The sequence below is a fragment of the Tsukamurella sp. DT100 genome (genome assembly GCF_049844855.1).
GTDB lineage: Bacteria > Actinomycetota > Actinomycetes > Mycobacteriales > Mycobacteriaceae > Tsukamurella.
The window spans coordinates 444,439-465,788 of the sequence record NZ_JBNCLV010000001.1; the positions used below are offsets into that span (position 1 = coordinate 444,439).

Genomic DNA, 21,350 nt, shown 5'->3' on the forward strand with positions numbered 1-21,350 from the left:
CTGCCCCTGTCCGCCGGGTGCGGCGGCCTGGTCCGCACCGTGTCGGGCAAGATGGAGGGGTGAGTACTCCGCTGCATGTCACGTTCGTGTGCACCGGCAACATCTGCCGTTCGCCGATCGCCAAGATCGTCTACGAGCAGTCGGTCGCCGATGCCGGACTGGCCGAGGCGGTGCGGGTCACCAGCGCCGGCACCGACGGCTGGCACGAGGGCGGCTCCGCGGACCGGCGCGCGCGGGACGTGCTCGCCGAGGCCGGCTACCCCACCGAGCACACCGCCGCGGAGCTCACGGACGACCACCTCGCCGCGGACCTGGTCGTGGCGCTGCACCGCTCCCACGTCGGGCCGCTGCGGCAGCGAGGTGTGCCCGCCGAGCGGATCCGACTGCTGCGCAGCTTCGACCCCGATGCCGCGCACGAGAGCGTGCCCGATCCGTACTACGGCGACCACGACGACTTCCGAACGACCCTCGCGCAGGTCGAGGGCGCGATGCCCGGTCTTCTCGAGTGGACGCGAGCGAATCTTGCCTAGCTGGATCAAGGTGATCTTCCAGCCGCGGTGGATCGCCCTCGCCGTCGCGGCCGTCGCCTTCACCGCGCTGTGCTGGTCGGTGCTCGCGCCGTGGCAGCTGGGCAAGAACTCCTCCACCAGCCACCGCAACCAGCAGATCGCCGACTCGGTGAACGCCGAGCCCGTACCCGCCGCGCAGGTCCTCGGCGGCCGCACCGAGGTCCCGAAGGAGGCCGAATGGCGGCGCGTCGTGCTCACCGGGCAGTACGTCGCCGATAAGCAGTCGCTCGCCCGCCTGCGGAACCAGGACGGCAAGCCCGCGTACGAGGTGCTGGTGCCCTTCGCCGCGAACGACGGCGCGACCTATCTCGTCGATCGCGGTTTCGTGCAGACCCCGACCGGCGGCGTGGTGCCCGAGTTCGCGCCGCCACCGTCGGGCACCGTGACGGTGCAGGCCCGCGTGCGGGCCCCGGAGAAGACGGACCCGGCCCGCGGCCCCCGCACGGAGGCCGGCTACCTGCAGGTCTTCGCCATCGACCCGGGGGCGATCGGGCCCGCGCAGGGCATTGCCTTCGCGCCCGGCTACCTCAATCTCGACGAGGGGCAGCCCGGCGGCCTCGACCCGATCCCGCTGCCGATGCTCGACGCGGGCCCGTACCTCTCGTACGGCCTGCAGTGGCTCGCCTTCGGCATCATGGCGCCGCTCGCGATCGGCTACTTCGTGTGGTCGGAGGTGCGCCGCCGGCGCGAGGACAAGGCGGTCTTCGACGCGGGCATGGCGGATCCCGGGGAGGCGGAGGGCGACGAGGAGTCGCCGAAGATCACGCCCGAGGCCGCGCGCGCCGCGCGGCTCGCCGACCGGTACGGACGCCGAGGACAGTAGCGGCCAGGGCGCCCAGCTCCACCGCGAGCGATAGGCGCGCCGCGCGGGCCAGGTCGCGCGGCGCGGGCGCCCGGCCGTCGCCGAGGGTCGGGCGCAGTTCCACGCCGTGCGCGTACTGCGTGCGCCCGCCCAGCTGGAGGCCCAGCGCGCCCGCGGCGGTCGCCTCCGCCACCCCCGCGTTGGGGCTGGGGTGCTTCGCCGCGTCCCGCCGCCACGCCCGGACCGCATCCGACGGTGCCCCGCCGACGGCCGGAGCGAGGGCGACGGTGACCGCGCCCGCGAGCCGCGCGGGGATGTAGTTGAGCACGTCGTCGAGGCGCGCCGACGCCCAGCCGAAGTCGCCGTAGCGGTCGTTGCGGTAGCCGACCATCGCGTCGAGGGTGTTGGCCGCCCGGTACGCGAGCAGGCCGGGCAGGCCCGCGACGGCGCCCCAGAACAGCGGCGCGACGGCCGCGTCGGAGGTGTTCTCGGCGACGGACTCGGTGGCCGCGCGGGCGAGTCCCGCGGTGTCGAGAACCGACGGGTCGCGACCGCACAGGCTGGGCAGCAGGATGCGTGCGCCGTCGATGTCGCCGTGCTCGAGGTCGGCGCCCAGCGTGGAGCCCACCTTCCGCAGGCCCGCTCCCCCGACCACCGCCCATGTGCCGACGGCGGTGGCGCCGGGCACGTTCCGCGCCGCGTACCCGAGCGCGGCGGCGCCACCCACGAGGATCGCGGTGTAGGCGGCGCCCTGCAGCTTCGACGGCGCGTACATCCTCCGCTCGAGCGCAGCGGCGACGGTGCCGAAGCCCGCGACGGGGTGGTAGCGGCGGGGGTCGCCGAACACCTCGTCGGCGAGGACGCCGAGGCCCAGTTCCGTCGATCGGCGCATCAATGGCCGCCGGTTCCCCGCTGGCTCCCGATGAGCTCGAGGAGAAGCTCGCGGAGGACCGGTTCGGACTCGCCGAGCGCGGCGATGAGGGACGGGTCCGAGCGCTCTCGCTCCACGAGTTCGAGGTACACCGTGCGGCCCGCTTCGGTCGCGGTGACGACCTTCCGTCGCTCGTCACCGGGATCGGTCTCGCGGACGACGTAGCCGACCCGCTCGAGCCGCTCGACGGTGCGGCTCGCCGTCTGATCCGTCACCCGCGCGACGCGGGCGATGTCGCGCTGCGATGCGGGGCCGGTCGAGACCACGTGCAGAACAACGAGTCCCGCGCTGGAGATGTCGTACTCGCGCAGCACGCCCTCCCAGGCATGCTCGACGAGTCGCGCCGCCATCGACAGCAGCCGGCCCGTCGGCCACTGCACGATCCCGTCGTCCACGTCCGCCACCTCGTTCACCTCGCACAGTTGCATTTACTCAGCAGGCTGAGCTTTAATCAGCAGGCTGAGCTTTTCGGGCACGCCCTCACGCCCCGATGCACACGTTATGCCCCGCACTCCGAGAGAGACGAGTCACCGTGACGAAGACGCGCACCGCCCGCTCGACCCCGCGATGGCGGTGGCTCGTCCCGGCGCTCCTGATCCTCGGTTGGCTCGTCGTCGGCTCGGTCGGCGGACCTTTCGCCGGCAAACTCGGCGACGTCCAGGCGAACGACAACACCTCGTTCCTCCCCGCCTCCGCCGAGACGACGGCGGTGGCGGAGCTCGAGGCCTCCTTCGTCGACAGCAGTCGGATCCCCGCGATCGTCGCCGTCGAACGCACGTCCGGCATCACCGACGCCGACACCGCGCTCGTCTCCACCGCGATCGACCGCGCCGCCGGCGCCGACGGAATCGACCGGGCGGTCGCGCCGCCGGTCCGTTCCCAGGACGGTCGTGCGCTCCAGGTAGTGGTTCCCATCGACGCGGGCGGCGAGGTCGCGGATAGCGTGACCGCACTGCGCGCGGCGCTCGCCACGGGCGTACCCGAGGGATTGACCGTCTACGTCACCGGGCCGGCGGGCACCGCTGCCGACCTCACCGAGGCTTTCGGCGGGATCGACGGCATGCTGTTGCTCGTCGCCGGGGCCGTCGTGATCGCCATCCTCGTCGCGGTCTACCGCAGCCCCGTGCTCCCCTTCGTCGTGATCGTCTCGGCGGTCCTCGCCCTCGCGCTCGCCAGCGCCGTGATCTACGCACTCGCGGCGAACGGCGCGATCACCCTCAACGGGCAGAGCCAGGGCATCCTCTTCATCCTCGTCTTCGGCGCCGCCACGGACTACGCACTGCTCCTGGTGGCGCGCTACCGCGAGGAGCTCGGAACGACCGCCGACAGATTCGCGGCGATGCGTGCGGCGTGGCGGGCGACGCTCGAGCCCGTCGCGGCGTCGGCGGGCACCGTCATCGCGGGCGTGCTGTGCCTGCTGCTGTCGGACCTCAACTCGAACCGCGGCCTGGGGCCGGTGGCGGCGATCGGCATCGCCGCGTCCTTCCTCGCGTCCATGACCTTCCTACCCGCGGTGCTCGCACTGCTCGGGCGGGGCGCCTTCTGGCCGCGCCGCCCCGTTCTCCACGAGGGCGCCGACGAGTCGCCCGAGCAGGCGCACCGGTTCTGGGCCGGGCTGGCCGAGCGGATCGGCCGCCATCCGCGGAGGTTCTGGGTCGCGACGACGCTGCTCCTCCTCGTGGGCGCCGCCCTCGCGCCGCAGTTCCGCGCCGACGGCGTCGCCCAGTCGGACACATTCCTCGTGACCGTCGACTCGCAGCGTGGTCAGGAGGTGCTGTCGGAGCACTTCGACGCCGACGACGGCTCCCCCGCGGTGATCATCGCGAACGCGGCGGCGCTCGAGCCCGTCCGCGCCGCGGCGACGGGCACGCAGGGCGTCGCGGGCGTCGCCGTCGTCCCCGGCACCGACGGTGCCCCGAGGACCGTCGACGGACGGGTCGCACTCCGCGCGACCCTGCGCGACCCGGCCGATTCGCGTGCGGCCGAGGACACGGTGGTGCGCCTGCGCGACGCGGTCCGGGGCGTGGGCGCTGCCGACGCGCTCGTGGGTGGGCCGACCGCCGTCGACCTCGACACCCGGACCACTGCCCTGCACGATCGCAACCTGATCATCCCAGTGGTCACTCTCGTGGTGCTGCTGATCCTGTGCCTTCTCCTGCGGGCGATCCTCGCGCCGATCCTGTTGATGGCCACCGTGATCGTCTCGTTCGCCGCCACGTTGGGCATCTCGTCGATCGTCTTCAACCACATCTTGGGCTTCCCCGGCGCGGACCCGGTCGTGCCGCTGTTCGCGTTCGTCTTCCTGGTGGCCCTCGGGATCGACTACAACATCTTCCTGATGACCCGCGCACGCGAGGAGGCGCTGTCGATCGGAACTCGGGCGGGCGTGCTCCGCGCACTCACCGTCACGGGCGGCGTCATCACCTCGGCGGGTGTGGTCCTCGCGGCGACGTTCTCGGCCCTGGCAGTCATCCCGCTGATCTTCCTCGCCCAGATCGCCTTCATCGTGGCCTTCGGCGTCCTGCTCGACGCCCTGATCGTCCGCACCCTGCTGGTGCCGGCTCTCGTCCACGACGTCGGCCGCGCGGTGTGGTGGCCGAGCTCGTTGCGTCTCGGCAAGGACTGACCCACCGGCCCGACATCTCGACCGCAGTGACCTCGCAGCCACCGCTGCCGCGACGAGGATCACCATAGCTCGGCCGGAAAGCTCGATGCGCATACGCTCGGGTGATGGACCGGCACGCGCAGATTCAGTCGATGGAGGTCGAATTGCACTGGCCGGACGTCCGCCGGGACGCCGCCCTCGTACGTTCGTACCTCCACGAGGACTTCGCCGAGATCGGCCGCTCGGGACGGTTCTGGACCGCCGACGACATCGCCGCGTCGATCGCCGCATCCCCTGAGCGATCAGAACCGCCCGTTGCCGACGAGTGGCGGTTCAGCGATCTGAGCGACACGCTGATCCTCGTCATGTACCGGCTGCGGCTCGACGCCCACACGAGTCGGCATTCGTCGCTGTGGGAGACCGCCGCGCCACGGCCGCTCCTCCGGTTCCACCAGGGCACCGTCGTCCCCGAGTGACCTCACCGCCAGACGAAGCCGTCGGGATCGATGAGCTCGCCGAGGGCGCCGTCGATGCGGAGGCGGTGGGAGCCGCTCCCCTCGGGCGGGACCCCTGCGTCCTTGGCGGCCGCCTTCCGACCGTAGAGCGCGAGCTTCACCGCGCCGGGCGCGGCGTCGAATTCGACGTACTTGCGGCCGAGGCTCTTCGCGACGGTGAGCCCGCGCTCGGTGTAGTAGGCCTTGGTGGCTGCGACGTCGGCGACGCCCAGCAGGAGCACCACGTCGTCGACGGTGCGGAGCGGCGCCCCGGTGTTCTTCTTCGACGAGGAGGCGATCTTCCAGACGGTGCCGTCGGGCGCCCGGAAAACGGCGCCGTAGCCCCAGAAGGACTTCCGCGCGGGCTTGATCTCCGTCGCGCCCGCCGCGAGGGCGGGTGCGACGAAGGAGTCCACGACGGCGGGATCGGCCACGACGAGGGAGACCACGAAGCCGCGGAAGCCGGCGGACGGGCCGACGGCGGGCGCTGATCGGAGCCGCGGGTCGGGGCCGAACGCGGCGTCGTAGAAGGCCTGGGCGGTGGCCGGGTCGGCCGCCTCCAGGGCGAGGGACCGGACCGGGGTGGTGAGCGAGGTTGTCATGCCGATAACGCTATGAGCTGCGCATTCGGGTTGCTTCTCGATTCCTGACCGATCCGGTCCGGCCCGTCAGTTCCGGTAGCGGAAGACGATGCGCCCCCGGCTGAGGTCGTACGGGCTGATCTCCACGAGCACCCGATCGAGCGGGACGATCTTGATGTAGTTCTTCCGGATCTTCCCGCTGATGTGCGCCAGCACGACGTGACCGTTGTCGAGCTCCACCCGGAAGGTGGCGGCGCGGAGCCCCTCGATGACGGTGCCGGCGGCCTCGATGCCGCGCGAGGTCTTGGTCATGACCGCACCAGCTCGACGGTGGTCTCGACCGCGGTACCGCCGGCCTGCTCGATCACGGCGACGGCGGCACCGTCGGCGGGATCGGCCTGCGCCGCGAGGAAGGGGGCGACCCCGGGCTTGGAGCGCACCCGCCACGCCCCGGGCGGGGTCACGGCGGGCGACGGGTCCAGGGGAATGCGATACAGCGTCTCGCGCCGGCGAACGACGAAGCCGTGCCGGCGCCACGCGGCGAGCAGGTCGTGATCGCCGTCCGCCACGAGGGTCAGCAGCGGTGGCGGCAGCTCGGCGAGGAGCGCGGAGGCGATCAGGTCGAAAGCCGCTGCGGTCCAGGCGTCGACGCTGACGAAGGTGCCCGGTCCGGGCCGCCGCGAGGGGCCGCCCCGGCCGATGGTGCGCTGTTCGGCGTCGACGGCGAGCCAGTCGCCGTCCTCGGCGCGCACGAGAGTGAGAGGGGAATCGTTCATGGTGATGCCTTCCAGGAATGCCTGCGTGCGGCGCTCCTGGTGGCGACACCTAGGTCGACCGTGAGAACGGAGGGAGCACCCACATGCGTGAAACGTTCACGGGTCTCACCTCCTCAGGTCCTGTCACGGTTGCGCCCAGCGTATCCGCCGGCCCAGACCGTCCGCATCCCCTTTTCGCGGGCCCGCCGCCGACGGACGTACGGTGGTCGAAGGAGGTGCGCCATGGACGAATTCGACGTGGTCGTGATCGGCGGCGGGCCGGTGGGCGAGAACGTGGCCGACCGCGCGGTGCGGGGCGGGCTGACCGCCGCGCTGGTGGAGAGCGAGAAGTTCGGCGGTGAGTGCTCCTACTGGGCGTGCATGCCGTCGAAGGCGCTGCTTCGGCCGGGACAGGCGCTGCGCGAGGCGCAGCACGTCCGCGGCGCGCTCGCCGGCGAGGCCTCGCTCGACCCGTCGGAGGTCTTCGCCCGACGGGACGCCGTGGTCGGGAACTGGGACGACGCCGGGCAGGTGCGGTGGGCGACGAACGCCGGGATCACCGCGATCCGCGGCCAGGGGCGACTCTCCGGGCCGCGCCGGGTCACCGTCGTCGGGCCCGACGGTGCCGAGACCGCCCTGTCCGCGAAGCACGCCGTCGTCCTCGCGACGGGCACCGATGCGGCCGTTCCCGACATCCCGGGCCTGCGGGCCGCGCGCCCGTGGACCAGCCGCGAGGCCACCAGCGCGAAGGCCGCTCCGCGTCGGCTCGCGGTGATCGGCGGCGGCGTGGTCGCCGCCGAAATGGCCACGGCGTACGCGTCTCTCGGCTCGGAGGTGACGCTGCTCGCGCGCAGCGGGTTGCTCACCGGCCTGGAGCCCTTCGCGGGCGAGGCGGTCGGCGACGGCCTCCGCGCGCTCGGCGTGGAGGTGGTGACCGGCGAGTCCCCGACCCGGGTCACCCACGCGGACGGCGAGGTGACGATCGAGACCTCGGCCGGGCGGACCGTCGTCGCCGACGAGGTGCTCGCGGCCACCGGGCGTACGCCGCGGACCGTCGACCTGGGGCTGGAGACCGTCGGGCTGGAGCCCGGGTCGTGGCTCGCCGTGGACGACACGCTGCGGGTCGAGGGCTTCGACTGGCTGTACGCGGCGGGCGATGTGAACCACCGGGCGCTGCTCACGCACCAGGGCAAGTACCAGGCGCGGGCGGTCGGCGACGCGATCGCCGACCGGGCGCGCGGAGCCGCCGTGGACGACGCGCCCTGGGGCGCGCACGTCGCGACGGCGGACCACACCGCGGTGCCGCAGGTGATCTTCACCGAGCCGGAGGTCGCGGCCATCGGCGTCACGGAGGCGCAGGCGCGGAAGGCCGGCACGGACGTGGCGGTGGTCGACTACGACCTCGGCTGGGTGGCCGGCGCAACCCTGTACGCCGACGGCTACGCGGGCCGCGCGCGGATGGTCGTCGACGAGGCCCGCGGTGTGGTGATCGGCATGACGCTGGTGGGTCCCGCGGTCGCGGAACTGCTGCACGCGGCCACGATCGCCGTGGTGGGAGAGGTGCCGATCGCGCGGCTGTGGCACGCGGTGCCCGCCTACCCCACGATCAGCGAGGTGTGGCTGCGACTCCTGGAGGCGTACCGGGACCGGTGAGGCCGTGGTGCGCACAGAGGGACTCGAACCCCCGACAACCGGTGTGTAAGACCGGGACTCTAACCAACTGAGCTATGTGCGCTTGCCGGTCGAAGATAGCGCAGCGAGGGCGTCTTCCCAAAGCGACTGATCGCGGGGCACGCCGGGCTCGTTCATCTCGGAGAACCGGATCACGCCCTCGCGGTCGATGACGAAGGTGCCGCGGTTCGGGTAGCCGTTCTTGCCGTTGAGCACGCCGTACGCGTTCGCGACGTCGCCGTGCGGCCAGAAGTCCGAGAGGATCGGGAACAGGTAGCCCTGCGAGCCGGACCACACCTTGTGCGTGGGCGGCGGGCCCACGGAGACGGCGAGAACGGCGGCATCGTCGTTCTCGAACGACGGGAGGGAATCGCGGATCCCGCCCAGCTCGCTCTCGCAGGTGCCCGTGAAGGCCAGCGGGAAGAACACGAGCAGCACGTTCTTGCGGCCGCGGTAGGACTCCAGCGAGACGGGCCTGTTGTTCTGATCGCGCAGCGTGAACGACGGCGCCTGGGCACCGACCTGCAGCGGACCGTCGAGCCGGGGAGATGTCACCTCTTGGCCACGCGGCCGGACTTCGGCTGCACGAGCCGCGAGCCGATCCAGGAGCCGAGATTGGTCGACGAGGTCTGCGTGAGGCCGGCCGTCGGCGCGGCCTCGGCGATCTCGCTGGGCTGCACGTGCCCCGGCTGACCGGTCTTGGGGCTGAGCACCCAGACGTAGCCGTCGTCGGAGAGCGGGGTGATCACGTCCATGAGGGTGTCGACGAGGTCCCCGTCGTCGTCGCGCCACCACAGCACGACCACGTCGATCACCTCATCGGTGTCCTCGTCGAGCATCTCCGCGCCGGTGAGCTCCTCGATGGCAAGGCGCAGGTCGTCGTCGGTGTCGTCGTCCCAACCGATCTCCTGCACGATGTTGCCGGGCTGCAGGCCCATCTTCTGGGCGAATGACCCATTCGTGGACACCGGTGGGAGCCTCCTCGCGTCAGCGCGGGCGGCCCGTTGCCACCCGCATACAGCTGTTCGGTGTCAACTTACGGCACCTGCGCGTGCGCGCAAGCGGGGTACGCCGAACTCGCGCTGCAGACCTGGCGAATTCCACCACGCGGAATACGACTGTCGAGTAACTTTCGAATGCGGCAGGATGGGATCTGCGACACACCGCAGACCTACGCACCGCCTTCGCGACCCGTGAGGAGCACCAGTGACAGACTCGATCGCCACCACCCCGGCACCCGCCTCAGGAGAGGGTCCCGCACCGTCGAACGACGGTCGCCCGGACCGCGTCCGCGTGATTCGCGAGGGGGTGGCGTCGTATCTCCCGGACATCGATCCGGACGAGACCGGCGAGTGGATCGAGTCCTTCGACGATCTGATCGCGACCCACGGCCCCGCCCGCGCCCGCTACCTGATGCTGCGCCTGCTCGAGCGCGCGAGCGAGCAGCGCGTCTCCATCCCGTCGCTCACGTCGACCGACTACGTCAACACCATCCCCACCGATCTCGAGCCCTGGTTCCCGGGCGACGAGGAGATCGAGCGCCGCTACCGCGCCTACATCCGGTGGAACGCCGCGATCATGGTGCACCGCGCGCAGCGGCCCGGCGTCGGCGTCGGCGGCCACATCTCGACGTACGCCGGCGCGGCGTCGCTGTACGAGGTGGGCTTCAACCACTTCTTCCGCGGCAAGGAGCACCCCGGCGGCGGCGACCAGGTCTTCATCCAGGGCCACGCCTCCCCCGGCATCTACGCCCGCGCCTTCCTCGAGGGCCGCATCCCCGCGGAGCGCCTCGACGGCTTCCGCCAGGAGAAGTCGCACGAGGACAAAGGCAAGGGCCTCCCCTCCTACCCGCACCCCCGGCTGCTGTCGAACTTCTGGGAGTTCCCGACGGTGTCGATGGGCCTCGGCCCGATGAACGCCATCCAGCAGGCGCGGTTCAACCACTACCTGCACGACCGCGGCATCAAGGACACGTCCGACCAGCACGTCTGGGCGTTCCTCGGCGACGGCGAGATGGACGAGCCCGAATCGCGCGGCCAGATCCAGATCGCCGCGACCGAGGGGCTCGACAACCTCACCTTCGTCGTGAACTGCAACCTGCAGCGCCTCGACGGGCCCGTCCGCGGCAACGGCAAGATCATCCAGGAGCTCGAGTCCTTCTTCCGCGGCGCCGGCTGGAACGTGATCAAGGTGATCTGGGGCCGCGAGTGGGACGAGTTGCTGCACAAGGACCGCGACGGCGCCCTCGTCAACATCATGAACAACACGCCCGACGGTGACTACCAGACCTTCAAGGCGAACGACGGCGCGTTCGTGCGTGAGCACTTCTTCGGCCGCGACCCGCGGACCAAGGAACTGGTCCAGGACATGACCGACGAGCAGATCTGGGGCCTGCGCCGCGGCGGCCACGACTACCGCAAGCTGTACGCGGCCTACAAGTCGGCGATGGAGCACAAGGGCCAGCCGACGGTGATCCTGGCGCACACCGTCAAGGGCTTCGGCCTGGGCCACAACTTCGAGGGCCGCAACGCCACGCACCAGATGAAGAAGCTCACCCTCGACGACCTCAAGGGCTTCCGCGATCACCTGCGGATCCCGATCTCGGACGCCGAGCTCGAGAAGGACCCCTACCTCCCGCCGTACTACAACCCGGGACCGGAGTCGAAGGAGATCCAGTACATGCTGGATCGCCGCAAGCAGCTCGGCGGCTTCCTGCCGACCCGCCGCACGCAGGCCCAGGTTCTCCAGACCCCCGGCATCGACGCGGTGAAGGTGATGCTCAAGGGCTCGGGCAAGCAGGAGGTCGCGACCACGCAGGCCGTGGTGCGCATCTTCAAGGAGCTGCTGCGCGATAAGGAGGTGGGCCCGCGGATCGTCCCGATCATCCCCGACGAGGCGCGCACCTTCGGTATGGACAGCTGGTTCCCCACGCTGAAGATCTACAACCGCCTCGGCCAGACGTACACGGCCGTCGACGCACAGCTGATGCTCGCGTACAAGGAGAACCCGCAGGGCGTGATCCTGCACGAGGGCATCAACGAGGCCGGCTCGACCGCGTCGTTCACCGCGGTGGGTACCTCATATGCCACGCACGACGTGCCGATGATCCCGCTGTACATCTTCTACTCGATGTTCGGCTTCCAGCGCACGGGCGACGGCCTGTGGGCGGCCGCCGACCAGATGGCCCGCGGCTTCGTGCTCGGCGCCACCGCCGGCCGCACCACACTGACCGGTGAGGGCCTGCAGCACGCCGACGGCCACAGCCACGTGCTCGCGTCGACCAACCCGGCGGTCGTCGCCTACGACCCCGCGTTCGCCTACGAGCTGGCGCACATCGTGATCGACGGCCTGCGGCGGATGTACGGGGAGAACCCGGAGAACATCTACTACTACATCACCGTCTACAACGAGCCGATCCACCAGCCGGCGGAGCCGGAGAACCTGGACGTCGACGGTCTGCTCAAGGGCCTGTACCTGTTCAAGCCCGCCGACACCGCGCACGAGAAGAAGGCGAACATCCTCGCCTCCGGCGTCACGATGCCCGACGCGCTCAAGGCCCAGCAGATGCTGGCCGAGGAGTGGGGCGTCTCCGCATCGGTGTTCTCGGTGACCAGCTGGGTCGAACTGTCGCGCGACGGCATCGAGTCGGAGAAGGCGGCGCTGCGCGACCCGGGCGCCGAGTTCCGCACCCCGCACGTCACCAAGATCCTCGGCGGCACCGAGGGCCCGACGATCGCGGCGTCCGACTTCATGCGCGGCACGCAGGACCTCATCCGGCAGTGGGTGCCCGGCACCTACGTCACCCTGGGCACCGACGGCTTCGGCTTCTCGGACACCCGCCCGGCGGCCCGGCGGTACTTCAACGTGGACGCCGAGTCGATCGTCGTGGGCGTTCTCCTGGGGCTCGCCCGGGACGGAGCACTCGATTTCTCGGTCGCCGCGGACGCCGCGAAGCGGTACCGGATCGACGACGTGCTCGCCGCCCCGAAGCAGACGTCGGACCCCGGCGTAGCCTAGGACTTCATGACCGCTGATACGGGCTCGTTCCCCCTCCCCGGGAAGCCGGGGAAGGGGAGCTTCAACCGGAAGCGTCCCGAGCCTCGCGACGTGCTGCCCGAAGCGATCCTCGCCAGGATTCGCCAGTACTCGGGCCGCGTCGCGACGGAGGCGGTGCGCTCCATGGAGGAGCAGCTCCCGTACTTCGCGGACCTGGAGGCCAGTCAGCGGGCGTCGATCCAGCTGGTCGTGCAGACGGCGGTGGTCAACTTCGCCGAGTGGATCGAGAACCCGAGCAACGTCGAGTACACGGTCGCCTCCTTCCAGACGGTGCCGCAGGACCTGGCCCGCAAGGTCTCGCTCCTGCAGACCGTGGAGATGGTCCGCGTGGCGATGGAGTTCTTCGAGCGCTGGCTGCCGCTGCTGGCCCGCAACGAGGACCAGCTCATCGCGCTCACCGAGGCCGTCCTGCGGTACGGCCGGGAGATCGGCTTCGGCGCCGCGTCGATCTACGCCTCGGCCGCCGAGGCCCGGGGCGCGTGGGACTCGCGGATGGAGGCGCTGGTGGTCGACGCGGTGGTCCGCGGCGACACCGGCGCCAACCTGCTCTCCCGCGCCGCGGCGCTGAACTGGGACCCGGTGGCGTCGGCCACCGTCATCGTCGGCAATCCGCCGCCGGACCAGAACGTCTCCGTCGCGGGATCGGTCCACGACACCGCCCGATCGCACGGCCGGTCGGCGCTCGCCGTTGTACAAGGCACCAAATTGGTGGTCATCGTCAGCGGTGCCGTCACGACAGGGGACCCCTTCGCGGACGCCCTCATGCTCCACTTCGCCGACGGTCCCGTGGTGATCGGCCACACCACGCCGACGCTGGAGGACGCCCACGCCTCGGCGGTCGAGGCCATCGCGGGCGTCAACGCCGTCGCCGGCTGGCCCGGCGCGCCGCGTCCGGTGCACAGCTGGGAGCTCCTGCCCGAGCGCGCGCTGATCGGCGACACGCACGCCGGCCGCACCCTCTACGAGCTCCTGGTGAAACCCCTCGAAGAGGCCGGATCCGCCCTGTCGGACACGCTGGACGCCTATCTGGACTCCGGCGGCGCGGTCGAATCGTGCGCCCGCGAGCTGTTCGTCCACCCCAACACGGTGCGGTACCGCTTGAAGAAGATCGCCGAGATCACCGGGCGGGACCCGCAGGACCCGCGCGACGCCTTCGTGTTGCGTGTGGCAGCGACGATCGGGCGTCTCGCGGCAGCGAATCCTGACCGCTTCACCCCCGCCGCTATGACGCGGATCACAGACATCTCGCTGAGCTAATCCAGTCACACATAACACTCTGGTAACAGGCAGGACTCGCTGAGCAGCACTTTTGTGGAAACCCCACAAATTCATTGAGCCAGGTTCTCAGGCTCCAACACCTTCTTTTCAGGTTCCCGGGGTGTTTCCTGGTACACGTGATTGCACTGCTCGCACCCGGACAGGGTTCCCAGAAGCCCGGCATGCTGACCGCATGGCTCGATCAGCCTTCTGCCGTGGAGCGCCTGCGCGCTTGGTCCGAGATCGCCGATCTCGACCTGGTCCGCCTCGGCACCATCGCCGAGGCCGACGAGATCACGGACACCGCCGTGACTCAGCCCCTCGTGGTCGCCGCCGCACTGCTCGCCTTCGAGCAGATGGGCACGCAGCCCTCGGACACGGTCGTCGCCGGCCACTCCGTCGGTGAGCTCGCCGCCGCCGCCGTCGCCGGTGTCATCACGGCCGACGACGCCGTGCGCCTGGCCGCCATCCGCGGCCGCGCCATGGCCGCCGCGTGCGCCCTGGTCCCCACCTCGATGACCGCCGTCCTCGGCGGCGACGAGGCGGACGTGCTCGCCACGCTCGAGTCCTTCGACCTGATCCCCGCCAACATGAACGCCTCCGGGCAGATCGTGGCCGCGGGCACCGTCGAGAACCTGCAGAAGCTCGCCGACAACGCCCCCGAGAAGGCGCGCCTGCGCCCGCTCGCCGTGGCCGGCGCCTTCCACACCGAGTTCATGGCCCCCGCACAGGAGGCCGTTGCGGCCGCCGCGCAGGCCATCACCCCGCGCGACCCGCAGCTGACGCTGCTCTCGAACCGCGACGGCAAGCCCGTCACGTCCGGCGAGGCCGCCCTGGCGCAGATCGTCGCGCAGGTAACCCGCCCGGTCCGCTGGGACCTGTGCACCGCCACCATGCGCGAGGCCGAGGTCTCGATGGTCGTGGAGCTGCCCCCGGCCGGGGCCCTCGTGGGCATCGCCAAGCGCGAGCTCAAGGGTGTGCCGCAGGTCGCCGTCAAGACCCCGGCCGACCTCACCGAGCTGCTCGCCCCCGCGCAGTAGCGAGAAGACCACCCGACGGGCCGCCCGGCACCGTCGAACCCCGCGACGCCCGTCGTCGCACGGATAGACTCCCGTCTCCGCGAAATCGCGGGTCGGGTCACACAAGGAAAGGGACCCACTGTGGCCACCAGCCAGGACGAAATCGTCGCCGCCATCGCCGAGATCATCGAAGAGGTCACCGGCATCGAGCCCTCCGAGGTCACCCTGGACAAGGCGTTCATCGACGACCTGGACATCGACTCGCTGTCGATGGTCGAGATCGCCGTGCAGCTCGAGGACAAGTACGGCGTCAAGGTGCCGGACGAGGACCTCGCGGGCCTGAAGACCGTCGGCGACGCCGTCGCGTACATCCAGAAGCTCGAGGCCGAGAACGCTGATCTCGCTGCCGAGCTCAAGGGCAAGTACGAGGCCGAGAAGGGCAAGTAAGCCCTTGCCTTCGCTGAGGAATTTCTCGACGCGCGGTGGCGACTTCCCGAGTGTCGTCGTCACCGCCATCGAGCTGACCACGTCGATCGGCGTCGATACCGACTCCACTTGGCAGGGTCTGCTCGAGGGTAAGAGCGGCATCCGTCCGCTCGAGGGAGATTTCATCGGCGTGCAGATCCCCGATCTGCCGGTGCGGTTCGGCGGCCAGCTGCTGTCGGACCCGTCGGACGACGTACCGGAGCGGCCCGACCGCCAGTACGCCGGGGACATCAGCAAGCAGCATGTGTCGAAGCGGCGCATGTCCTACGTCGAGCAGGTCTCCCACGTGATGACCAAGCGGCTGTGGGACGGCGCCGGACGCCCGGATGTCGACCCGACGCGCCTCGCGGCGGTCGTCGGCACCGGGCTCGGCGGCGGCGAGACGATGGTGGAGGCCGTGGACGCGCTGCGCGATCACGGTGTCCGCAAGGTCTCGCCGTTCGCCGTGCAGATGTCCATGCCGAACGGCGCGTGCGCCGTCTCGGCATTGGAGATCGGTGCCCGCGCGGGTGCCATCGCGCCGGTCTCGGCCTGTTCGACGGGCAACGAGGCCATCGCGCACGCCTGGCGCCAGATCGTGCTCGGCGATGCCGACATCGCGGTCTGCGGTGGCGTGGAGGGCCGGATCGACTCGCCGCCCATCGCGTCCTTCGCGATGATGCGCGCACTGTCGACCCGCAACGACGACCCGCAGGCCGCTTCGCGTCCGTTCGACAAGGACCGCGACGGCTTCGTCTTCGGCGAGGCGCAGGCCCTCATGATCATCGAGACCGAGGAGCACGCCCTGGCGCGCGGCGCGAAGCCGATCGCGCGGCTGCTCGGCGCCGGCATCACCTCCGACGGCTATCACATGGTCTCCCCCGACGTGGAGGGCGGCGGCGCCGCCCGCGCGATGAAGAGGGCGATGGAGACCGCCGGCCTGTCCCGCTCCGACATCGACTTCATCAACGCGCACGCCACGGCAACGCCGATCGGCGACGCCGCGGAGGCGAAGGCCATCAACGCCGTCGTCGGCACGGACGCCGCGATCTACGCGCCCAAGGGCGCGCTGGGCCACTCCATCGGCGCCGTGGGTGCTCTCGAAGCCGCACTGACCGTACTCTCGATCCGCGACGGGATCATCCCGCCCACCCTGAACCTGGAGAACCAGGATCCGGAGATCGAGCTGGACGTGGTCCACGGTTCCGCCCGCACGGGCGACATCTCCTACGCGCTGAACAACTCCTTCGGATTCGGCGGCCACAACGTGGCGCTGGCGTTCGGCAAGTACTGAAACTTCTCTCCAGAAGCCGGTCGTCGAGGATCTCCTCGGCGGCCGGTTTCGCATGTCCCGACGGTGCCGATCGAGTAGTCCGCAGGGCACCGTCCCTGCAGGTCGAGTAGTCCGCTACGCGTGTCAACGCGCCTGGGGCACCGCCATTCTGATCCGGCAAGCACTCCCCGAATCAGAAGGACAAGCCCATGAACACCTCCGCCAAGCGTCTGGCCGCCACGGCCGCCGCCCTCGCACTCGTTCCCGCCGCCGGCGTCGTCGGCTCCGGCGTCGCCAACGCCTGGACGACCGTGACGTTCAGCAATCCGGTCGCCACGTGGGCCGGCGCCCGGGTGATCGTCCGGAATCAGACGTACGGCGACGCCGGGTGGTGCACCTACCACTCGCGTCCGTCCGGCTGGAACTTCGACACCGTCAACATCCCGTTCCCCCTGCCGGGCAAGGCGGTTCGCGAGGTGATCGTGCCCGGCGCCCAGCCCACCGGGAAGTGGTACTGGGTGCGGGTCACCTGCAGCAGCGCGCCCACGACGGCGCGCTGGGTCAAGTACTGAACGCACCGACGGTGCCGGCGGCCCCGGCACCGTCGGGCGATCACATCGTGAGGTCGGCGCCGAGCCAGTGCTCGGGCTCGAGGACCACGGTGAGGTGCTCCCCCAGCTGGCCGAAGGCGAACTCGAGGTAGCCGTCGAGCGCGGGGCCGGAGAGGTAGCGGGCCGCCATCGCCCGGACCTCCTCGTCGGTCGACGGCCGCGATTCGGCGACCGCTCCCTCGACGCTCACGTACATCGTGCGCGGCTCGACCGTGTCGACCATCAGCGAGAACCGGCCGGCCGCAGCGAGCGCCGTCGCCTTGCGGGACCCGGGACCGATGGTGATCCAGGGCTTTCCGCCCGGCTCGTAGGCGTACCAGACGGGCACGGTGAGCGGCCCGCGACCGGGTTCGGCGACGGAGAACGCCGCGACGTGAGGTTGTGCGAGGAATTCCTGCTTCTCAGACGTGGAGAGTGCCATGTCCCGATGGTGGCAGATCGGGCCGACAACTTTTCGCGCTCGAGGAATCGCAGGGGAATCCTCACCCGTGTCCCGGTCCCGGCGGGGCGCCGTCGCCACAGCGCCGCGCTCGCCCGCCAGGGCCGGGTTTCAGGCAGGTCTCAGCCGACGGCCTGGGACAGCCAGGTGACCTCAGCGCCCTGGCCGCCCATGCGGAAGGGCTCGAGGGCCTCGTCCCAGGCGGTGCCCAGGAGCGAGTCGAGGGACGTCTGCAGGCCCTCGGGACCCTGGTCGAGCATCATCGAGCGCAGCTGCGCCTCGCCCAGCAGGGTGTCGCCGGACGCGCTCATGGTGCCGCGCCACAGCCCCAGACCCGGGGCGTAGCAGAACCGCTCACCGTCGACCCCCTCGGAGGGGTCCTCGGTGACCTCGAACCTGAGGGAGTTCCACTCCCTCAGGGTGTTCGCCATCCGCGCACCGCTGCCGACCGGGCCCACCCAGTCGACGACGGCACGCTGCATGCCGGGGACGGCCTCCTGCGCGGACCACTTGAGGGTGGCCCGGGCGTCGAGGGTCCTCGACAGTGCCCACTCCACGTGCGGGCACAGTGCAGCAGGTGCGGCGTGGATCCACACGACTCCCGTCGTCACCTCTGCAAACTGACTCAGCTGCTGCATGGTTGCCACCTTCTTCGTTTCGACGAGGACGTCTTCCCCAAGCCACCTGTCGAAACGTGCCGGCTACCAGCTGCGCTTTATCACATCGATGTAGTTATGAAGCCATTGTGCACCATGATGCGCGTGTTGCGCCAGTTACTCGCCTTGAAGTTCCTGAGAAATCAGCCGATCGTTGAACTCGGACCACAGCGGCTTGGCCCAGGCGCCGAAGGGCCGGTCGGTGAGGACGACCGCGGCGAGCTGCAGATCGGGGTCGATCCACAGGAAGGTTCCCGCCTGTCCGAAGTGCCCGACGGTCCGCGGCGAGTTCCGCGTACCCGTCCAGTGCGCCCGCTTGTCGCCCTTCACCTCGAAGCCGAGCCCCCAGGTGTTGTTCGCGAACTTCCCGTAGCCGGGCACGAAGCCCGGCAGGCCCGGGAAGTGGACGCCGCGCGCACGGTCGACGGTGCCCGGGTCGAGCAGCGTGGGCGCGGCGACCTCCGCGGCGAACCGCGCCAGATCGGACACCGTGGACCGGGCGCCGTGCCCGGCCGGCCCCGCGAGCTCCGAGTTCACCATCCCCAGGGGCTCGAAGACGGCCTCGCCGAGGTACTCGGGAAATGCGATTCCGGCTTCCTTTTCGATCAGATCGGCCAGGAGCTCGTATCCGTACGAGCTGTAGATGCGCTGCGTTGCCGGCGGAGCCACGACGTCGGGGGAATCGAACGCGACGCCCGACGCGTGCGCCAGGAGATGCTCGACGGTGCTGCCCTCCGGTCCGGCCGGCTGCCGGAGGTCGATCGCCTCCTCCTCGATCGCGACAAGGACGCCGTAGGCCACGAGAAGTTTGGTGACGGAAGCCAATTCGTATTGCCGATCCAGGCCCCCATGGGTCTCGACGGTGCCCGCCCCATCCGTGCGCAGGAGCGCACCGGCGGCCGTGCCGACCGGCCATTCCGACAGTTCCGCGAGGCTCATCCGAATCCCTTCGATCGTTCCCCCAGACCCTATCGCGACGCCGTCGAGGACCTTAGATTCGGTCAATAGCAGAGCGTCGAATCGGTGACACAGAACTCCGGATATTTGCTGTAGCGCAAAGGAAGTTCTTTCAGGCTTCAACACTCTTATTCTCACCGTGGATGCGCGATTGCGGCATCTGCATTTCGTCCGAGAGGAACCTCCCACCATGAGTGCGAAGCATCGCAAGGCCTCGAAACTGGCCGCCAAGCGCACCGCCGTCGCCGCGACCGCCGTCGGCGCCACTGCGGCCGTCGGCCTGATGAGCGCCCCGGCGCAGGCGGCCGCGCCCGACTACAGCAAGGCGATCAGCGACTACTCGCACGCGCTGGACAACTTCCTCAACGCCTCGAACAACGTCACCAACAGCGCCGGCTCGGTCTGGAACCCGATCGCGGGCCAGACCGGCGGCATCCTGCCGACCTTCGGCTCGTCGTACAACAAGGTCGACGTCACCAAGATCTCGAGCCTTCCGGCCGTCCTCCGCAACATCGCGGGCCTGAACCTGCCGACCGGAGTGCCCGGCGTGGTGCCGAACGTCGTTCTCCCCGGCGGCTCGCAGCTCGACCTGTCGAAGATCCTGCCCACATCGATGCCGGGCGGCGCGCTCCTCAACGGCGCCGCGACGGTGCTCGACGGTGCGCTCGGCCTCCCGGTCATCGGCCCCTACATCGACCGACTCCCTGCGCTGAGCGAAATCGTGGACGGCCTCACCGCCACTCAGAGCAAGTACACCAGCTCCTACGCGTGGAAACTCCTGCAGCTGAGCGGCACGACCAACGTCCTCAACACCTTCGTCCAGACCCCGAGCGGGCTGGCCATCAAGGAGTTCACCCTTCCGACGCTCCCCGGGCTGCCCGGCCTCACGCTCGGGCCGGTGAACATCCTCCCCGAGGGTAGCCTCCCCTCGGGCACCGTCTGGCTGCCACAGGCCGACGGCACGTACACCTTCCCCCTCGGCGCCAAGGCGGGCTTCTGGGGCGCAGCTCCCACCGCGGCGCTGAAGATCCCGGGATGGCTCGGCGGCTCGGAGACCGTGGTGTCAGTGCCGATCGGTGCGGCCGGCGTGGAGCTTCCGCTCGGCCTCGCGAAGGCCGGCGTGCTCGGCGCGAACGTGCTGCTGCCCACGCAGAACGGCGTCTACTCCCCTATCGGCCTCACAATGACGAACGTCAACACGATCCTGCCGGTCGGGTTCACCAACATCAACGTGACGACGGGCAACTACGTCGGCACCAACGGGATCAACGTCAACAACGGCCAGAACCTGCTTCTGCTCCAGAACCCACTGGGCGTTCCCCTCCCGATCCTCTACGGCCTGGGTGGCTTCAACTTCGGCGTCGAGGGTGCCGGACTCACGTCGCCGTCGCTCTTCGGCGTCAAACTCTTCTCCGACAACCTCCTCCAGGTCGGCAGCCAGACCGGCCCCAACTCCAGCGCGGGCCTGATCCCGCCCGGGATCCTGCCGACGGATCCGCTGAGCCAGATCATCACCGGCGTCACCTCGCCGCTCGGCGTCAGCTCGCTGACCCAGCTCCTCGGCATCGACGCCTTCATCAAGCCCGTGATGACGGCGTTCGGCCCCGTCTACCAGGCGATCTCGGCGGTCACGCTCCAGCCGCTGTCCGACTTCGCCACCAGCCAGTACGGGCCGTTCATCAATGGTTCGGCGTCGTCGCTCCTGGACTTCTCGAAGACCCTGTCCGAGCAGACCGCGGGTCTGCCCGGTGCCCCTGCGCAGTCCGCCGCGGACTCGAATGCGGCTGCGCGGTCGGCGACCTTCGCCGCGACCGGGCAGGAGGCGGTCTCCGACACCTCGTCGAAGGTCACCGTGCCCGAGACCGGCGGCGACCACAGCCTCGACAAGGGCGGCGAGCCGTTGCCCGACCTGCTGGCAAGGCTCCAGGGCGACAAGGGCAAGGACAAGGGTGACGACGGCAAGTCCACGCCGATCACTCAGACCCCGGCGCCCGACCCCGCACCATCGGCAGAGGACCCGGCACCCGAGCCTCCTGCAGCGGACCCCGTGACGGCTCCCGAGGCGCCGACCACGGAGACAGCGACGGAAACCGCGACGGCACCGTCGAGCACAGATACGGTGACGAGTTCGGACTCGGGCACCCAGGACTCCGGCAGCACCGACGCTGGCGCGGACAAGGCCGCGTAACCCGCGGACTCGGTCATCGGC

Annotated in this window: 22 protein-coding genes and 1 tRNA gene; 12 read left to right on the forward strand and 11 right to left on the reverse strand. The window is 70.3% G+C overall.

The window, feature by feature from the left end; genetic code table 11:
* Positions 1–59: 59 nt before the first annotated feature.
* Complete coding sequence (locus ACLQ3K_RS02125; protein WP_425996623.1) at positions 60–530, forward strand: low molecular weight protein-tyrosine-phosphatase; 471 nt, start codon at positions 60–62, stop codon at positions 528–530.
* Entirely contained in the window at positions 523–1,392 is an 870-nt protein-coding gene (locus ACLQ3K_RS02130; protein ID WP_425996625.1) for an SURF1 family protein, read from the forward strand. Before ACLQ3K_RS02125 ends, ACLQ3K_RS02130 begins: the two co-directional genes overlap by 8 nt.
* On the opposite strand, the gene ACLQ3K_RS02135 is transcribed toward ACLQ3K_RS02130, so the two are convergent.
* Both ACLQ3K_RS02135 and ACLQ3K_RS02140 read right to left on the reverse strand, forming a co-directional pair.
* Positions 1,331–2,263: a cobalamin biosynthesis protein gene (locus ACLQ3K_RS02135; protein WP_425996627.1), complete on the reverse strand. Its 933-nt coding sequence runs from the start codon at positions 2,261–2,263 to the stop codon at positions 1,331–1,333. The genes ACLQ3K_RS02130 and ACLQ3K_RS02135 overlap by 62 nt on opposite strands.
* Positions 2,263–2,730 carry a MarR family winged helix-turn-helix transcriptional regulator gene (locus ACLQ3K_RS02140; RefSeq protein WP_068521185.1) on the reverse strand — a complete coding sequence of 156 codons (468 nt, stop codon included), beginning with the start codon at positions 2,728–2,730 and terminating at the stop codon, positions 2,263–2,265. Before ACLQ3K_RS02140 ends, ACLQ3K_RS02135 begins: the two co-directional genes overlap by 1 nt.
* A gap of 104 nt (positions 2,731–2,834) precedes the next feature.
* On the opposite strand from ACLQ3K_RS02140, the gene ACLQ3K_RS02145 reads away from it, so the two are divergent.
* Both ACLQ3K_RS02145 and ACLQ3K_RS02150 read left to right on the forward strand, forming a co-directional pair.
* A complete protein-coding gene (locus tag ACLQ3K_RS02145; RefSeq protein WP_425996629.1) occupies positions 2,835–4,928 on the forward strand; it encodes an MMPL family transporter in 2,094 nt (697 codons plus the stop codon).
* A gap of 104 nt (positions 4,929–5,032) precedes the next feature.
* A complete protein-coding gene (locus tag ACLQ3K_RS02150) occupies positions 5,033–5,383 on the forward strand; it encodes a DUF4440 domain-containing protein (protein ID WP_425996631.1) in 351 nt (116 codons plus the stop codon).
* Between the two features lie 2 nt (positions 5,384–5,385).
* Here ACLQ3K_RS02150 and ACLQ3K_RS02155 read toward each other — a convergent pair whose 3' ends face one another.
* From ACLQ3K_RS02155 to ACLQ3K_RS02165, 3 genes are all read right to left on the reverse strand, one after another.
* Entirely contained in the window at positions 5,386–6,003 is a 618-nt protein-coding gene (locus ACLQ3K_RS02155; protein WP_425996633.1) for a glyoxalase, read from the reverse strand.
* Between the two features lie 66 nt (positions 6,004–6,069).
* Positions 6,070–6,294 carry a translation initiation factor IF-1 gene (gene infA, locus ACLQ3K_RS02160; protein WP_224647649.1) on the reverse strand — a complete coding sequence of 75 codons (225 nt, stop codon included), beginning with the start codon at positions 6,292–6,294 and terminating at the stop codon, positions 6,070–6,072.
* Positions 6,291–6,758: a hypothetical protein gene (locus ACLQ3K_RS02165; RefSeq protein WP_425996635.1), complete on the reverse strand. Its 468-nt coding sequence runs from the start codon at positions 6,756–6,758 to the stop codon at positions 6,291–6,293. The genes infA and ACLQ3K_RS02165 overlap by 4 nt, the downstream gene beginning before the upstream one ends.
* Before the next feature lie 222 nt (positions 6,759–6,980).
* On the opposite strand from ACLQ3K_RS02165, the gene ACLQ3K_RS02170 reads away from it, so the two are divergent.
* Positions 6,981–8,390, forward strand: coding sequence for a dihydrolipoyl dehydrogenase family protein (locus ACLQ3K_RS02170; protein ID WP_425996637.1), 1,410 nt, complete (start codon positions 6,981–6,983; stop codon positions 8,388–8,390).
* Positions 8,391–8,395: 5 nt separating this feature from the next.
* Here ACLQ3K_RS02170 and ACLQ3K_RS02175 read toward each other — a convergent pair.
* The 3 genes from ACLQ3K_RS02175 to ACLQ3K_RS02185 all read right to left on the reverse strand — a co-directional run bounded on the left by ACLQ3K_RS02175 (position 8,396) and on the right by ACLQ3K_RS02185 (position 9,346).
* Positions 8,396–8,472 (reverse strand) — tRNA-Val (locus ACLQ3K_RS02175).
* Positions 8,463–8,963, reverse strand: coding sequence for a peroxiredoxin (locus tag ACLQ3K_RS02180; protein ID WP_425996639.1), 501 nt, complete (start codon positions 8,961–8,963; stop codon positions 8,463–8,465). The genes ACLQ3K_RS02175 and ACLQ3K_RS02180 overlap by 10 nt, the downstream gene beginning before the upstream one ends.
* On the reverse strand, positions 8,960–9,346 hold the full coding sequence (locus ACLQ3K_RS02185; RefSeq protein WP_224647669.1) for a DUF3052 domain-containing protein: 387 nt from the start codon (positions 9,344–9,346) through the stop codon (positions 8,960–8,962). The genes ACLQ3K_RS02180 and ACLQ3K_RS02185 overlap by 4 nt, the downstream gene beginning before the upstream one ends.
* A gap of 268 nt (positions 9,347–9,614) precedes the next feature.
* Between ACLQ3K_RS02185 and aceE the strand changes: the two genes are divergently transcribed.
* From aceE to ACLQ3K_RS02215, 6 genes are all read left to right on the forward strand, one after another.
* Positions 9,615–12,425 carry a pyruvate dehydrogenase (acetyl-transferring), homodimeric type gene (gene aceE, locus ACLQ3K_RS02190; protein ID WP_224647653.1) on the forward strand — a complete coding sequence of 937 codons (2,811 nt, stop codon included), beginning with the start codon at positions 9,615–9,617 and terminating at the stop codon, positions 12,423–12,425.
* A 6-nt stretch (positions 12,426–12,431) separates the two neighbouring features.
* Entirely contained in the window at positions 12,432–13,721 is a 1,290-nt protein-coding gene (locus tag ACLQ3K_RS02195; protein WP_336671459.1) for a PucR family transcriptional regulator, read from the forward strand.
* Positions 13,722–13,858: 137 nt separating this feature from the next.
* Entirely contained in the window at positions 13,859–14,761 is a 903-nt protein-coding gene (locus tag ACLQ3K_RS02200; RefSeq protein ID WP_336671460.1) for an ACP S-malonyltransferase, read from the forward strand.
* A gap of 120 nt (positions 14,762–14,881) precedes the next feature.
* Positions 14,882–15,187, forward strand: a complete 306-nt coding sequence (gene acpM, locus ACLQ3K_RS02205) for a meromycolate extension acyl carrier protein AcpM (protein WP_068530048.1) — start codon at positions 14,882–14,884, stop codon at positions 15,185–15,187.
* Between the two features lie 4 nt (positions 15,188–15,191).
* On the forward strand, positions 15,192–16,499 hold the full coding sequence (locus ACLQ3K_RS02210; RefSeq protein ID WP_374201317.1) for a KasA/KasB family beta-ketoacyl-ACP synthase: 1,308 nt from the start codon (positions 15,192–15,194) through the stop codon (positions 16,497–16,499).
* Between the two features lie 188 nt (positions 16,500–16,687).
* Positions 16,688–17,050 (forward strand): hypothetical protein, encoded by a 363-nt coding sequence (locus ACLQ3K_RS02215; protein ID WP_224647671.1) that lies wholly within the window; start codon positions 16,688–16,690, stop codon positions 17,048–17,050.
* 40 nt (positions 17,051–17,090) lie between these two features.
* On the opposite strand, the gene ACLQ3K_RS02220 is transcribed toward ACLQ3K_RS02215, so the two are convergent.
* The 3 genes from ACLQ3K_RS02220 to ACLQ3K_RS02230 all read right to left on the reverse strand — a co-directional run bounded on the left by ACLQ3K_RS02220 (position 17,091) and on the right by ACLQ3K_RS02230 (position 19,123).
* Positions 17,091–17,510, reverse strand: coding sequence for a pyridoxamine 5'-phosphate oxidase family protein (locus ACLQ3K_RS02220; RefSeq protein WP_336671461.1), 420 nt, complete (start codon positions 17,508–17,510; stop codon positions 17,091–17,093).
* A 140-nt stretch (positions 17,511–17,650) separates the two neighbouring features.
* On the reverse strand, positions 17,651–18,166 hold the full coding sequence (locus tag ACLQ3K_RS02225) for a DUF3145 domain-containing protein (RefSeq protein ID WP_068521214.1): 516 nt from the start codon (positions 18,164–18,166) through the stop codon (positions 17,651–17,653).
* 135 nt (positions 18,167–18,301) lie between these two features.
* On the reverse strand, positions 18,302–19,123 hold the full coding sequence (locus tag ACLQ3K_RS02230; protein ID WP_336671462.1) for a serine hydrolase domain-containing protein: 822 nt from the start codon (positions 19,121–19,123) through the stop codon (positions 18,302–18,304).
* Between the two features lie 208 nt (positions 19,124–19,331).
* On the opposite strand from ACLQ3K_RS02230, the gene ACLQ3K_RS02235 reads away from it, so the two are divergent.
* Complete coding sequence (locus tag ACLQ3K_RS02235; protein WP_425996645.1) at positions 19,332–21,329, forward strand: hypothetical protein; 1,998 nt, start codon at positions 19,332–19,334, stop codon at positions 21,327–21,329.
* Positions 21,330–21,350: the final 21 nt, after the last annotated feature.